The following is a 13046-nucleotide window of genomic DNA, read 5'->3' as shown; positions in this document are numbered from 1 at the left end:
CCGGGTCGGCCGGTCGGTCTCTCCCTGCGCGGCCCACCCGCGCTGGCCCGCGTCTCCGGTCGCCGGGACCACGCCTTGTGTGACAGCCAGATGAACAGGCGGGCCGAAACGGGGGCGCGGGGGGAGGGCCCTGGGCGGGTCGAATCCACCCGCCGGGGGGCCCCGCCGCACGGCCGGGAAGTCACGGGGGAGTCACACGACGGGCCCAGACTCTTTTCCATGAAGGCGTGAGCCCGGGAAAGACCCACGCTCAGCTCCAAGGAGGACCGACCATGCAGACCAAAGCCCGAACCCTCTCCTGCCTCGCGCTGGTGATGACGACCCTGGCGATCACCTCGTGCGGCGCGCCCGCCGCGCCCGCGCAGGACTCGGCCGCGACGGCGGGCGGGGACCACCGCATCGCCACCCTGCGAATCCAACAGTCAGTGACACGTGAGGCGATCCTGGCCGCCACGCCCGGGGCGCAGATTCTGAGCTTCGACCCGGCGGCCGGGTACGCCATCCTCTCGCTGCCCGGCCAGGACCACCAGACGGCGGGAACGGGCCTGAGCGGCCAGAGCCTGCGGGCGCTGGGAGTCCAGACGATGACGGTCGAAGCCGACGTGAGGCTGAGTGCGCCGGGTGATCCCCAGGCGAGCGGGCTGGGCATCAACGCCTGGGCCGGGGGGATCAACGCGTGGGCCGGAGGGATCAATGCCTGGGCGGGCGGGGCGAACATCCTGCCTGCCGCCGACTGGGACCGCGCGGTGGCCTACTGGAGCGCCCTCGGGCTGCCCCAGGCCCAGCAGCTCGTTCCCGAGCGCGGCCTGGGCGTGAGGGTCGCGGTACTCGACACGGGCGTGGACCTGGGCCACACCCTGCTCCAGGGCCGGATCGACGCGGCCTCCGGCTGGGACTACGTGGACGGGGACGCCGTGCCGCAAGAAGAACAGAGCGGGGGCGCCAAGTACGGGCACGGCACGGCGGTGACGGGCGTGATCTTGCAAATCGCCCCGAACGCGAAGATCGTGCCCCTGCGGGTGCTCGGCCCCGACGGCAGCGCCCCGGTGTCGCGGGTGGTGCAGGCCATCGACCGGGCCGTCGCCAGCGGCGCCCGGGTGATCAACCTCTCGCTGGGCGCCGCTGGCGACTCCGTCGCCCTGAACACGGTGATCGCCGGGGCGCTCGCCCAGGGGGTGCTCGTGGTGAATTCCAGCGGCAACGACGGGACCGAGGGCATGGTCTACCCCGCCCGGAACGTGGGCAGCCTGACCTTCCCGGCGAGCAGCGGTCTGCTGGCGGTGGGCAGCGTGGGCCCGGGGCTGTACAAGTCGGACTTCACGAACTACGGCGCCAACATGAGCCTGACCGCCCCCGGCGAGGAGATCCTCACCACCTTCCCGGGCAATCAGGTGGCCCGCGCGACCGGGACCTCCTTCGCCGCCCCCGCCGTGTCGGGCGCCCTCGCCCTGGCGATGTCGGCGGGGGTCACCAGCCCCGCCCGGCTGGTCACTGACCTGCGCGCCACCGCCAGAGCCCACCTCGACCCGACCTTCAAGAGCAAACTCGGCGCGGGCACGCTCAACGTCGCCGCGTTCGTGGACACCTACCGCTGAGGCCCCCCATGTCAACGCCCCCCCCCCGCCCCGCCGTGCCCGCCCGTCCCCATCCCCCCCACGTCCCCCGGCCGCGTGCCGGGACCCTCCGGGCCGGAAGTCGCGGCATCTGGAAAGACACCCGCTCGAAGCCCCTGGCGACCTGAAGCCCGGTCCTCCCACCCATCACGAACAAAGCCCGCCGGAAATGGCGGGCCTCTTCGTTGTCCGGTCCCGTGTCTGGGGCGGGCCCCCTCCCGCTCAGCCGCCCCGCCGGATCAGCGCCGGGTATTCCGGCTGGCCGCGCAGGGGGGTGAGGGCGGGCACGTTCAGGGGCAGGGTGACGGTGCGCCCCGCCAGGGTGACGCTCACCCCGGCGGCGCGGCGGGCGGCGAGCGTGACGCCGGGCAGCTCCGCCAGCGCGGCGAGCGGCACGAAGGGGGCGCGGTCCACGTAGCGCACGGGCACCGGCACGCCCGAGAGCGCGGCCTGCACCCCGTTTCCGGCGGGCAGCGTCAGGGTGGCGGTGCGCGGGGTGAGAAGCCGGATCGGGGTGCCCAGAGCGCCCGTCAGCTCGCGCAGGGGCAGGTACACCTGACCGTCGAGGGTGCGGGCGCTCCGCCCCGCCGCCTGCGCGTACTGCTCGGGCGTGAGGGCCGGCGGCGGGGCCGGGGTCACGGGCGCGGGGCCCGCGGGTCGCGGCGGGACCGGGAGGGGCGTCGCCCCGCGCGGGGGAGTCCCCGCCAGCACGGCGGTCGCGGCGGCCCGTTTGGCGGCGGTGCGGGTCGCGGCCTCGCCCGCCGTCAGCACCCGGCCCCATCCGGTGGGCACGTTGCGAAAACTCGTCCAGGGCCCGTCGGCGAGGGGCCGCTGCTTCTCGATGGCGTTCAGGGCCCCGCCCTCGCCCGAGAAGTACAGGGTGCCCTGGTCGCTCACCGCGACGGGCGTGTCGATCTTCTTGCCGGTCGCAATCTTCCAGAGGCCCTGGCCGTTCGGCCCGATGGCGTGGACCGTCCCTTGCAGGTCGCCCACCACCAGGGTCCCGTCGCTCAGCTCGGCGGCAGACGCGGCGACCGGGGCCCCGGTGGGGTAGACCCAGGCGTCCTCCCCGCTCGTCCTCACCGCGTAGACGTTGCCGTCGTAGCTGCCGACGACCACCAGCCCGCCGCCCGTCACGATGGGGCTGGCGTTCACGAAAAGGCCGGTGGGACGCACCCAGCGCACCCTGCCGTCCGGGGCGACCGAGTAGATGCGGCGGTCGCCGGAACCGAAGTAGACGTTGCCCTGGGCGTCGAGCGCGGGGCTGCTGAAGACGGTGGACCCGGCGCGGAAGGTCCACTTCAACTGGCCGTTCGGCGTCAGGGCGTGGAGCGAGTTGTTCTGGCCGCCGAAGTAGATCGTGCCGTCCGCCGCCACGGCGGGGCTGCTGAAGACGGGCGAGCCCACCTTGAAACTCCAGACGACCTGGCCCTGGGGCGAGAGCGCGTACACGGTCCCCCCCGCCGTGGCGACGATCACGCTGCCGTCGGGGCGCAGGGCGGGGCTGGCGAAGAGGTCGCCGTCGAGCTTGGTCTTCCACAAGAGCTTGCCGGTGGGGTCGAGGGCGTAGACAGAATCGTCGTACGAGGCGGCGATCACCGTGCCCTGCGGGGTGATGACCGGGTGGGCGCGGCCCAGGTCGCCGACCCCGAAGTTCCACCGCTCGGTGCCGCGGGTGTCGGTGCGGTGGACCCGGGCGTCGGTGCCCACGAAGATCAGGTCGCCGCCTTCCGTCACGGCGACGCTCGACACCACCTTGAGGTCGCCGAGCGACGTCACCGGCGGCGCCCCGGGCGTCTGGGCGAGGGCGGGAAAGAGGGTGAGGGGCAGCAGGAAGGCGAGCGAGAGGGGTGTCCTCATGGTGAAGGTGAGCTCCTTTACAGTCCCTTTAAGGGCCCTTTACAGGGGGTGGGGGTCGGTGGACGCCCGCCAGGCTAGCGTCTTAAGATGCGACTCGCTATGAAAAAGATTCTCATGCTGACCGCCTTCGCGCTCGCTGGCCTCGCCGCCGCGCAGGACACCACCACGCCGTCCACCGACACGACGACCCAGACGGACACCAGCACGACCCAGACCGACACCACCAGCACGAGCACCACCCAGACGGACACGACGACCGCGCCGACCGACACGAGCACCACGACCACCCAGACCACGACCGCCGCGCCCGCCACCGAGGTGGACCCCTCCACCCTGAGTGCGTCCGACAACTTCACCCGCGCCCAGGAACTCGCGGTGCAGGCCGACGTGGCCTACCCGGTGCCCTTCTTCGACCGCACCCTCTGGAAGGCGTCCGTGACCCACGCCTTTTACGCGGCGAATCAGGAAGCGACCAACCGCGACTACCAGGCGTACCTCGCGCAGCTCTACACCAAGACCCAGTGGTGGATCAACGCCTACAACGCCTGGAGCCGCCTGGGCAACCTGAGCGATCAGGAAAAGCAGCTCGCGTCGCTCAGCGCCGCCAAGCTCGCCTACATCGCCCTTCAGCGCGGCGACCGCGACACCGCCCGCCGTTACGTGCAGCAGGGCCAGGCCTGGGCCGACAGCCCCAGCCTCCAGTCGATCCAGCGCCGTCTGTAAGCGGGACCCTCGGACGATGGCGCCCTCCTCACGGGGGGCGTTTTTCTTGCCCGGTGAAACTGGGGCTGTCTGGAGGTTGGGCCTCCGTTCTCCTTCCACCCTCTAGACTTCCCCCATGCGCGTCCTCGTCCTCTCCGACACCCACGGGCTGCTGCGGCCGGAGGTGCTGGCCCTGGCACGGAAGGCGGATGCCGTGCTCCACGCGGGAGACGTGGGGAGGGCGGAGGTCTTGACCGCCCTACGGGAGGCGACCCCCGGCCCCGTCCACACCGTGCGCGGGAACGTGGACCGCACGCCGCCTCTCTCCCACTTGCCAGAAACCCTGCTCGTCGAGCTTGAAGGCGCAGGAACATACATTCTGCACGACCTGAACGACCTCGACCTCTCCCCCGGCGCGGCGGGCATCCGCTTGGTCATCAGCGGGCACACCCACCAGCCGAGGGTGGAGGAGCGGGACGGCGTGACGTACCTCAACCCCGGCTCGGTCGGCCCGCGCCGCTTCTCGCTGCCGGTGGCGTGCGCGTGGCTGCACCTGAACGGGGCAGGCGGCGTCCGAGTGGAGCCGCTGACCTTGCAGGCGTGAGGGGGACCGTTGACCAGGACCGGTGGTAGCCTGCCCCACATGACCGCCTCCGCCCCCGCCCTGACCCCGGTGCTCGGCACCCTGCACGCCCTCCAGGTGCCCATCCCCTACCCGATGAAAACCGTGACGGTCCTGATCGACGCGCCCCGGCAGGGTCCCGTCACCCTGATCGACACGGCGCTCGACACGCCCGAAGCCCGGCAGGCCATCGAGGACGGCTTGAGCGCCTTCGGCCTGCACTGGCCGGACGTGGAGCGGGTGATCGTGACCCACCACCACCCCGACCACTACGGGTTGGCGGGCGTGGTGGAGGAACGCAGCGGCGCGGCGGTGCAGATGCTCGACGTGGAGATCGGGCGCGGGGAGCGGTACTGGCACCTGTGGGAGGAGTGGCTGCCCGGCCACATCAAGCACATGCGGGACCACGGCCTGCCACGTGAGCTGATCGAGACGCTGGAGCACGACAGCCGCCGCGGCAAGGCGCGCGTCCACCCGGCGAGCCGCGTCCAGCCCCTGCGCGAGGGCCAGCACGTCCCCCTGGCGGGCGGGGAGTGGGAGGTGCTGTGGCTGCCCGGCCACGCCGACGGGCACCTGGGGCTGTGGAACGCGGAAGAAAGCCTGCTGATCGCCGGGGACGCCATCCTGCCGCGCATCAGCCCGAACGTGGGCCTCTACGCCTACACGCGGCCCGATCCCCTCGGCGACTACCTCCAGACGCTCGGCAAGCTGGAAGCCCTCAACCCCGCCCGGGCGGTCGTCGGGCACCACGGCCCGGTTATGGAGGGGGTGCAGGCCCGCGCCCGGGAGCTGCGGGGGCACCACCATGAGCGGCTGGACTTCATCCGCGAGGAGGCGCAGAAGGAGCCGCGCGACGCCTACCGCCTCTCCCTGGCGATGTTCCCCCGCGACCTGAACACTGCCGGGCGCCGTTTCGCCCTCGCCGAGACGCTGGCGCACGCCGAACACCTGCACCTGCTGGGGCAACTGGCGCGGACGTGGCAGGGTGGGGCGTGGGTGTACCACGGCTGAGGGCGACGGGGGCAGGGTTCCTCCAAGGTGCCCACGGGCCGTTTCGCCCGTAGGCACCCGCTCTATACTCGCCCGCATGACGGAACTCCAGCGCATCGTGCGGGCGCTCCAGGCGAGCGGCATGGCCGTCGAGACGGTCGAGGACGGCGCGCTTGTCCGCAACGGGGAAAGCCGGGTGGCCCTCTTTGCCGACCCCGACCACCGGGGCGGCGTGATCGTGCGGCTGCACCTCGACCTCGACCTGTACGTCGAGGAAGACTCGCTGCCCGACATCCTGATGGGCATGAACCTGATGAACCAGGGCCTCGACTACGGCTCCCTGAACCTCGATCCCGTGGACGACGAGGATGAGGAGGGCGACTCCCCCCTCACCTTCGCCGTGCTGGGCCGCGCCGTGCTGTGGCTGCGCGACCTCGGCCCCACCGAGCTGGAGCGGTTGCGCGAACATCTGCGCCGCTTCGAGGCGGAGGTCACCGAGGCGGTCGAGCGGACCCTGCACGGCAGCAAGGGGATGAGCGCGTAGGGAGGGTGAAGTCCTCCCCGACGGAGAAAGGAAACTGCAAAAGGCCGGAGCACCCCAGCTCCGGCCCTCCGTTTTTGGTTTTTTGCCTCCTGGCCTTACCCCTCCGCCCGCTGCAACTCCTGCCCGCCCCGCTCCTCGATGCGCGCGTAATGCTGATCGCTTTCTCCCGTATATACGGCGTCGGGGCGCAGCAGGCGGTTGTCGCGCGTGTACTCGATCACGGAGGCGCACCAGCCGCTGATGCGCGCCAGGGCGAAGATCGGCGTGAAGTATTCCTTCGTGATGCCGAGGTCGGAGTACACCGTGCCGGAGTAGAAGTCCACGTTCGGGTAGATGCCCTTGGAGCCGATGCGGTCCACGACCGTCTTCTCGATGACTTCGAGAATCTGGTAATAGTGGCTCTTGCCCTCCTTGTTGGCGACGTGCTCGGCGTAGTCGCGCAGCACCCGCGAGCGCGGGTCGAAGGACTTGTAGACGCGGTGGCCCACGCCCATGATCTTTTCCTTGCGGTCGAGCTTGCCCGTGATGTACTCGGCGGCCCTGTCCGGCGTGCCGATCTCGTCGAGCATGTCCATCACGGCCTCGTTCGCGCCGCCGTGCAGCGGGCCCTTCAGCGCCCCGATGGCCGACGTGATGCACGAGTACATGTCGCTGAGGGTGGAGCTCGTGGCAATCGCCGTGAAGGTTGAGGCGTTCATGCCGTGGTCGGCGTGCAGCACGAGCGCGATGTCGAAGAGCCGGGCCTGCTCGGGGCTGGGCTCCTTGTCCGTCAGCATGTACAGGAAGTTCCCCGCGTGGGTGAGATCCTGCCGGGGGGCCACGACCTCCTGGCCCTGTTGCGCCCGGTAGATCGCGGCGATCACGGTGGCGAACTGGGCGATCATCCGGACCGAGATCGCGCGGCGGGCCTGTTCGGTCGTCTCCTCGGCCTGGGGGTCGAGCAGGCCCAGGTAGGAGACGGCGGTGCGCAGCGCCTGCATGGGGTGCACACCCCGGGGCATCGCGGCGATGACCTCCAGAAGCTGCGGGGACACCGCACGGTTGGCCTTGAGTTCGGCGTCGAAGGCCGCGAGGTCGCCCGAGGTGGGAAGCCCGCCGTCGAGCAGGGCGAGAGACAGCTCCTCGAAGGTGCTGTTTTCCGCCCACTCCTGAATCGGGATGCCCAGGTGCGTGAGGATGCCCTCCGTCCCGTTGATGAAGGTGAGTTTGCTCTCGGTGAAGAGCACGCCTTCCAGCCCCTTGGCGATGTTCGTCATGATGCGATCACCATACCACCGGGCCGCGCCGGGGCTGATCGCGGCAAACCTCACGTTCCTGGAGGGGTGACAAGGCGGGCCGGGCCTAGAATGCCCGCGATGCCTGGAGCCCCCCCCGTCACCCTCGCCCTCGACACCGCCACGCCCTTCCTCACGCTGGCCGTCATGTGGCCGGGCGGCGAGCGGCAATTCTCCGAGGAGGTGGGCCGCGCCCACGCCGAACGCCTCGCCGACGCGGTGCGGGCGATGTTCGGGGAGGCCGGGCTCCCCTTCCGGGCGGACCGCATCGTGATCGGCACCGGGCCGGGCTCGTACACGGGGGTGCGGGTGGGCGCGAGCTACGCGCTGGGGCTGGGGCGGGCGTGGGGCGTGCCCGTCCTCGGCGTCTCCACCCTGGAGGGGCTGGTGCGCGGACCAGGTGGGGAGACGCCGGAGGGCCGGGTCGCCGTCTCCCAGGACGCGCGGCGCGGGCAGGTCTACGGGGCGATGTACGGGGTGCGAGGGGGCGCCGTTTCGGACGTGATCCATCCCCCCGCGAAACGGCCCCTGGAGGAGTTCGAGGCGCTCGCCGCCGGGCTGCCTCACCACCGGGATACCCCGCCGGACGGGCTCGCCCTCTTGAAAGCCGGGCTGGGGCACGGGCGGGCGGAGTGGTCGCTCGCGTACCTCTGAGGCGAAGGTGGACCGGAGGGTGGAGTGCGGGGCGCGCACGCTCTACTCTGGAGGAGCAACGACAGTTCCTCGCGTTACCCCGGCACATCGGGGCAGCCTGCTGGTTCCTGATGGTTGACAGATTCGGTCGTCTTTTCCCCTGGGCCACCACCCCAGCACCGGAGGTTTTCCATGCGTACCCGCCTCACCCTCACCGCCCTCCTCGCCCTCACGGGAGCCGCCAGCGCCGCGCCCACCACCCTGACCGTGTTCATGGGGAGCCAGCAGCGACCCGAAATCTTCCAGCCCCTCTTCGACCGCTTCGAGCGCCAGAACCCCAATATCGAGGTGAAGATCGAGACGGGCGGCGCCACGAGCGAGGCGCAAAACCAGTACCTCACGACCGTCCTCGCCGCGCGGGACCCCAGCCTCGACGTCTTCCTGATCGACGTGGTGCGGACCGCGACCTTCGCCGCCGCCGGGTGGGCCGAGCCGCTCGACGCCTACCTGCCGAGCAAGGACGCCTACCTGCGCGCCTTCCTGAAGGGGCCGATCAACGCGGCGACGGTGGGGGGCAAGCTCTACGCGATGCCCGCCTTCACCGACGCGCAGTTCCTGTACTACCGCAAGGACCTCCTGGCGAAGTACAACGCGAAGGTGCCGCGCACCTGGGACGAACTCGCCACGACCGCCGCGCGCATCCAGAAGGCGGAGGGCGGAAACCTTCAGGGCTTCAACTTCCAGGGGGCGCCCATCGAGGGGACGGTCTGCAACTTCCTGCAAACGCTGTGGACGGCGGGCGGCAACGTGGGGGCGGTGGACAGCCCGGCGGGGCGGCAGGGGCTGGGCTTCCTCGTGAACTCGGTGAAGACGAAGATCGCGCCTCCTGCCAGCGCCGAGATGAAGACCGACGACTCGCGCCAGCAGTTCCAGGCGGGCAGCGTCCTTTTCGGCCTGAACTGGAGCTACGCCTGGGCGCACTTCCAGGGCAACAGCCCGCAGCCCACGCGGGTCAAGGGCGACGTGGGGGTGGCCCCCCTGCCCGCCTTCGGCAAGAACGCCACCGCCACCTGCACGGGCGGCTGGCAGTGGGCGGTCAGCGCGTACAGCCGGAACAAGCCCGCCGCCGCGAAACTCCTGCAATTCATGGCGAGCGCCGACGTGCAGCGCGAGATGGCGGTCAAGGGTGCCTACCTCCCCGTGCGCGCCAGCCTCTACAACGACCGGGCGGTGCTCGCCGCCAACCCGCACTTCAAGGACCTCTACCGCATCGTGACGGGCGCGCGGCCCCGGCCCATCACGCCCGCCTATCCGCGCGTGTCGGAGATCATCCGCAACAACGTGTCGGCGGCGGTCGCGGGCAGCAAGACGGTGGACGCGGCCCTGAAGGACATGCAGCGCGACCTGGGCGGCGTGCTGAAGTGAGGGAAGGGAGGTCCGGTCTTGCGCACTGAGGCGGGCAACGTCGGCACGGCCCCCGCTCCCCGGTCGCGGCGCAGGCGGGGGGGAGACGGGCTGCTCGCCGCCCTCCTCCTGGCCCCCGCCGCCCTGCTGCTGTGCGGCGTGCTGCTCTTTCCCATGCTGACGACCTTCCGCGACAGCCTGTTCGTGAACAAGCTGACCGAGCCGTGGGCGGGCACGCCCTTCGTCGGGTTGGGGCAATACGCGCAGATGGTGCAGGACCCGCGCTTCCTGACCGCCCTGCGCAACACCCTCTTCTTCGGGGTGCTGACGGTGGGCGGCTCCTTCCTCGTCGGTATTCCGATGGCGCTGCTCGCCCACACGCCGAGCCGGGTGCGGGGGCTGGCGCGGGTGGCCCTGCTGCTCCCGTGGGCGATGCCGCCCGTCATCACGGGATTGATCTTCGCCTGGCTGTTCAACGGGCAGTACGGGGTGGTGAACGACGTGCTGGTGCGGGCGGGCATCGTCGGGGAGCCCCTGCGCTGGCTCTCGACCCCGGGACTCGCGGTCGTGGCGATGGTGATCACGATTGTCTGGAAGACGAGTTCCTTCGTCGCCCTCATTGTGCTGGGCGGCCTTCAGGGCATCCCGCGCGAGCTGACGGAAGCGGCGGACGTGGACGGGGCGACGCGAGTGCAGACCTTCTGGCGGGTGATCCTGCCGCTGCTCGCGCCGAGCCTCGCGGTGGCCTTCATCTTCCGGGCGATCAGCGCCGTGCAGGTGTTCGACATCCCGTACACGTTCATCCAGCAGGCCCCGGCGCAGGGACTTCTGGAAACGCTCGGCGTCTACATCTACCGCACGAGCATCGAGTTTCTGGACTTCGGGTACGCGGCGACCCTCAGCGTGGCGCTGTTCGCGGTGAGCCTCGCCGTCACGCTCGTCTACGTGCGCTTCGTGCGCGGCGGGGAGGGCTGAGATGGAACAGGCTCCCCGACTGAACCTGAGCGAACGGGTTGTTCGCGCCCTCGGCCTCGCCCTGCTCGTCTTCGGCGGCTTCTTCCCGCTGGTGTGGATGCTGCTCACCAGCCTGAAGACGGAGGGAGAACTCCAGCAGTTCCCGGTGCAATACCTCCCTTCCCAGCCGGATGTCGCCAATTACGCGCGGGTGTTTTCCGAGCAGCCCTTCGGCACCTTCTTCATGAACTCGCTGATCGTCAGCCTGCTCAGCACGGCGCTGTGCGTGGCGGTCGCGGTGCCCGCAGCCTACGCGCTCTCCAGGTTGGAGATTCGGGCGCGGGGGCTGCTGCTCACCCTTGTCGTCGCCTTCTCCATGCTGCCGGTCGTGAGCCTGCTCGTGCCCCTCTTCCGGCTGATGCGGAGCGCGCAACTCCTCAACACCTACCCCGCCCTGATCCTCCCCTATGCGGCGCTGAGCCTGCCCGTCGCCATCCTCACGCTCGTCGCCTTTTTCAGCGCCATCCCGCGTGACCTCGAATCGGCGGCGATGGTGGACGGCTCCACCCGCGTCGGCGCGATGACCCGAATCGTGCTGCCGCTGAGCCTGCCGGGCGTGGTGACGGCGGCGCTCCTCGTCTTCGTCAACTCGTGGAACGAATTCCTGCTGGCGCTGAGCTTCAACACGCGGCTCAACATGCGGACCGTATCGGTCGGCGTGACGCTGTACCAGGGGGAATTCGCGTTCCCGTGGCCGCTGATCAGCGCGGCGGTGGTGATCGCGGTGGTGCCCATCGTCGTGCTGATCGCCGTGTTCCAGAAGCGGTTCGTGGCGGGGCTGACGGCAGGCGGGGTGAAGGCGTGAAGGGGAAGTATCACCGCTTAAGCGTTCACGTTACTACCCCTTCCCCTTGAGGGGGGAGGCTGGGAGGGGGTGACCGCAAGCGACCACCAGCGCGGCGGGAGGAAGAGGCAAGCCCTCTTGATGGCCCTGACGCTGGTCACACGCCCCCTCACCCCGGCCCTCTCCCGCAGGGGGAGAGGGAGAAAAGAACCGACACCCGCTCACCTAGCGAGGCTCCCATGACCCAACCCTCCCCATCCGAATTCCTGTGGTTCCTCCAGCTCTCCCGGGACGGCGAGTTCATCGGCACGCGGGAGAAGCCGCCGCGCAGGCCCACGCTGCCCTACCTCTCCAGCCTGATCACGACGGCGGGCGAAGCGGGATTCGAGGCGCTGCTGACGGCGACGAACTACCACAGCGAACACGAGAACTACACGGCGGCGATTGCGGCCCTCGCGCGGACGGCGCAGACGGACCCGGGGCTCCTCATCGCGGTGCGGCCCGGCATGTTCCACCCGGCCATGTACGCGAAGATGCTCGCCACGGCGCAAAACCTCTTCCCCGGGCGGGTGCGGGTGAACATCGTGACGGGGAGCAGCCCCGCCGAGAACGCGATGTACGGCGACTTCGAGCCGCACGCCCAGCGGTACGAGCGGACGCGCGGGTTCATGTCCATCCTGCGTCAGCTCTGGACCCAGCCGCCGCCCGTGAGCCACCGCTCGGAGCTGTTCGCCTTCGAGAACGCGGTGCTGGACCCGCCGCCTGTGCAGCCCATCCCGATCTACTTCGGGGGCGCCTCGCCCGTCGCGCAGCGCATCGCCGCCGACCTCGCCGACGTGTACCTGATGTGGGGCGAGCGGGAGGACATGCTGGCCGAGCGAATGGGCCAGATGCGGGCGCTGGAGGGGGAAACGGGCCGAGCCCTCCGCTACGGCCTGCGGACGCACGTCGTCGTGCGCGAGACCGAGGAGGAGGCGTGGCAGGCGGCTGAACGCCTGATCTCGCGGGTGGACCCCGAGGTGCGCCAGGCCTTTGTGGAGAGCTACAAGCACGTGGACGGCGTGGGCCAACTGCGCCAGATCGAGATGCTGCGCGGGCTGGAGGACGGGAACCTCCTCGTCGAGCCGAACCTCTGGGCGGGCGTCGGCATGGCCCGCAGCGGGGTGGGCGTGGCGCTGATCGGCAGCCCAGAGCAGGTCGCGGCCAAGATTCGGCGGTACGAGACGATGGGCTTTTCGTCCTTCATCTTCAGCGGCTACCCGCACCTGGAGGAGGCGCGGCGCTTCGGCGAACTCGTCATGCCGCTGCTCAGGGGGCAGGGCGGCGAGGGCTCGCGGCAGATTCACACGGACACGGTCGCGCCGGTCGCGTAGGTGCGGGTAACTCCTTCCCCCTTGTGGGGGAGGTTGGGACTTGTAAAGCTCCGCATGAGAGGGGGGTGACGGGCCCGCCCCCCAACGCGCCTGGAGTGCGGCTGCCTCGATATTCCCCCTGCTCCCGACGCCCTGCCCGCTCACCCCCTCCCAACCTCCCCCTCTGCAAGCAGCTCCACGAGTCAAGGGGGAGGAACTTCTCAGGCCGTTCCAGCCCCAGGTTCTTGCTCGGC

12 protein-coding genes are annotated in these 13046 nt (G+C 70.5%); 10 read left to right on the top strand and 2 right to left on the bottom strand.

Features of this window, described 5'->3' with window-relative positions; genetic code table 11:
• The first annotated feature begins 272 nt into the window (after positions 1-272).
• Complete coding sequence (locus IC605_RS11085) at positions 273-1595, top strand: S8 family serine peptidase (RefSeq protein WP_216323375.1); 1323 nt, start codon at positions 273-275, stop codon at positions 1593-1595.
• Positions 1596-1835: 240 nt separating this feature from the next.
• Here IC605_RS11085 and IC605_RS11080 read toward each other — a convergent pair whose 3' ends face one another.
• Positions 1836-3473 (bottom strand): outer membrane protein assembly factor BamB family protein, encoded by a 1638-nt coding sequence (locus IC605_RS11080; RefSeq protein ID WP_216323372.1) that lies wholly within the window; start codon positions 3471-3473, stop codon positions 1836-1838.
• A 99-nt stretch (positions 3474-3572) separates the two neighbouring features.
• Between IC605_RS11080 and IC605_RS11075 the strand changes: the two genes are divergently transcribed.
• The 4 genes from IC605_RS11075 to IC605_RS11060 all read left to right on the top strand — a co-directional run bounded on the left by IC605_RS11075 (position 3573) and on the right by IC605_RS11060 (position 6331).
• Complete coding sequence (locus tag IC605_RS11075; protein ID WP_246580704.1) at positions 3573-4196, top strand: hypothetical protein; 624 nt, start codon at positions 3573-3575, stop codon at positions 4194-4196.
• A gap of 115 nt (positions 4197-4311) precedes the next feature.
• Positions 4312-4779 (top strand): metallophosphoesterase family protein, encoded by a 468-nt coding sequence (locus tag IC605_RS11070; protein ID WP_216323367.1) that lies wholly within the window; start codon positions 4312-4314, stop codon positions 4777-4779.
• Between the two features lie 39 nt (positions 4780-4818).
• Entirely contained in the window at positions 4819-5808 is a 990-nt protein-coding gene (locus tag IC605_RS11065) for an MBL fold metallo-hydrolase (RefSeq protein WP_216323364.1), read from the top strand.
• A 76-nt stretch (positions 5809-5884) separates the two neighbouring features.
• Positions 5885-6331, top strand: a complete 447-nt coding sequence (locus IC605_RS11060; RefSeq protein WP_216323361.1) for a hypothetical protein — start codon at positions 5885-5887, stop codon at positions 6329-6331.
• Positions 6332-6426: 95 nt separating this feature from the next.
• Here the strand turns inward: IC605_RS11060 and IC605_RS11055 are convergent, their stop codons facing one another.
• On the bottom strand, positions 6427-7587 hold the full coding sequence (locus tag IC605_RS11055; RefSeq protein WP_216323358.1) for a citrate/2-methylcitrate synthase: 1161 nt from the start codon (positions 7585-7587) through the stop codon (positions 6427-6429).
• 99 nt (positions 7588-7686) lie between these two features.
• On the opposite strand from IC605_RS11055, the gene tsaB reads away from it, so the two are divergent.
• The 5 genes from tsaB to IC605_RS11030 all read left to right on the top strand — a co-directional run bounded on the left by tsaB (position 7687) and on the right by IC605_RS11030 (position 12813).
• Positions 7687-8259: a tRNA (adenosine(37)-N6)-threonylcarbamoyltransferase complex dimerization subunit type 1 TsaB gene (gene tsaB, locus IC605_RS11050; RefSeq protein ID WP_246580703.1), complete on the top strand. Its 573-nt coding sequence runs from the start codon at positions 7687-7689 to the stop codon at positions 8257-8259.
• A 171-nt stretch (positions 8260-8430) separates the two neighbouring features.
• Positions 8431-9663 carry an ABC transporter substrate-binding protein gene (locus IC605_RS11045; protein WP_216323352.1) on the top strand — a complete coding sequence of 411 codons (1233 nt, stop codon included), beginning with the start codon at positions 8431-8433 and terminating at the stop codon, positions 9661-9663.
• A gap of 18 nt (positions 9664-9681) precedes the next feature.
• Positions 9682-10617 carry a carbohydrate ABC transporter permease gene (locus IC605_RS11040; RefSeq protein WP_216323349.1) on the top strand — a complete coding sequence of 312 codons (936 nt, stop codon included), beginning with the start codon at positions 9682-9684 and terminating at the stop codon, positions 10615-10617.
• 1 nt (position 10618) lies between these two features.
• Positions 10619-11461 (top strand): carbohydrate ABC transporter permease, encoded by an 843-nt coding sequence (locus tag IC605_RS11035; protein WP_246580702.1) that lies wholly within the window; start codon positions 10619-10621, stop codon positions 11459-11461.
• Positions 11462-11679: 218 nt separating this feature from the next.
• Positions 11680-12813 carry an LLM class flavin-dependent oxidoreductase gene (locus IC605_RS11030; RefSeq protein ID WP_216323346.1) on the top strand — a complete coding sequence of 378 codons (1134 nt, stop codon included), beginning with the start codon at positions 11680-11682 and terminating at the stop codon, positions 12811-12813.
• The last annotated feature ends 233 nt before the right edge of the window (positions 12814-13046 follow it).

The sequence above is a fragment of the Deinococcus aestuarii genome, from assembly GCF_018863415.1.
Lineage (GTDB): Bacteria > Deinococcota > Deinococci > Deinococcales > Deinococcaceae > Deinococcus > Deinococcus aestuarii.
The sequence above is the reverse complement of the archived record's forward strand: the minus strand, read 5'-3'. Positions and strand labels throughout refer to the sequence as shown.

Bases quoted from the DNA above. Each gene is read 5' to 3' on its own strand.
- IC605_RS11065 (WP_216323364.1), top strand. From the start codon at position 4,819: ATGACCGCCTCCGCCCCCGCCCTGACCCCGGTGCTCGGCACCCTGCAC.
- IC605_RS11035 (WP_246580702.1), top strand. From the start codon at position 10,619: ATGGAACAGGCTCCCCGACTGAACCTGAGCGAACGGGTTGTTCGCGCC.
- IC605_RS11070 (WP_216323367.1), top strand. From the start codon at position 4,312: ATGCGCGTCCTCGTCCTCTCCGACACCCACGGGCTGCTGCGGCCGGAG.
- IC605_RS11030 (WP_216323346.1), top strand. From the start codon at position 11,680: ATGACCCAACCCTCCCCATCCGAATTCCTGTGGTTCCTCCAGCTCTCC.
- IC605_RS11075 (WP_246580704.1), top strand. From the start codon at position 3,573: ATGAAAAAGATTCTCATGCTGACCGCCTTCGCGCTCGCTGGCCTCGCC.
- IC605_RS11085 (WP_216323375.1), top strand. From the start codon at position 273: ATGCAGACCAAAGCCCGAACCCTCTCCTGCCTCGCGCTGGTGATGACG.
- IC605_RS11080 (WP_216323372.1), bottom strand. From the start codon at position 3,473: ATGAGGACACCCCTCTCGCTCGCCTTCCTGCTGCCCCTCACCCTCTTT.
- IC605_RS11060 (WP_216323361.1), top strand. From the start codon at position 5,885: ATGACGGAACTCCAGCGCATCGTGCGGGCGCTCCAGGCGAGCGGCATG.
- IC605_RS11055 (WP_216323358.1), bottom strand. From the start codon at position 7,587: ATGACGAACATCGCCAAGGGGCTGGAAGGCGTGCTCTTCACCGAGAGC.
- tsaB (WP_246580703.1), top strand. From the start codon at position 7,687: ATGCCTGGAGCCCCCCCCGTCACCCTCGCCCTCGACACCGCCACGCCC.
- IC605_RS11045 (WP_216323352.1), top strand. From the start codon at position 8,431: ATGCGTACCCGCCTCACCCTCACCGCCCTCCTCGCCCTCACGGGAGCC.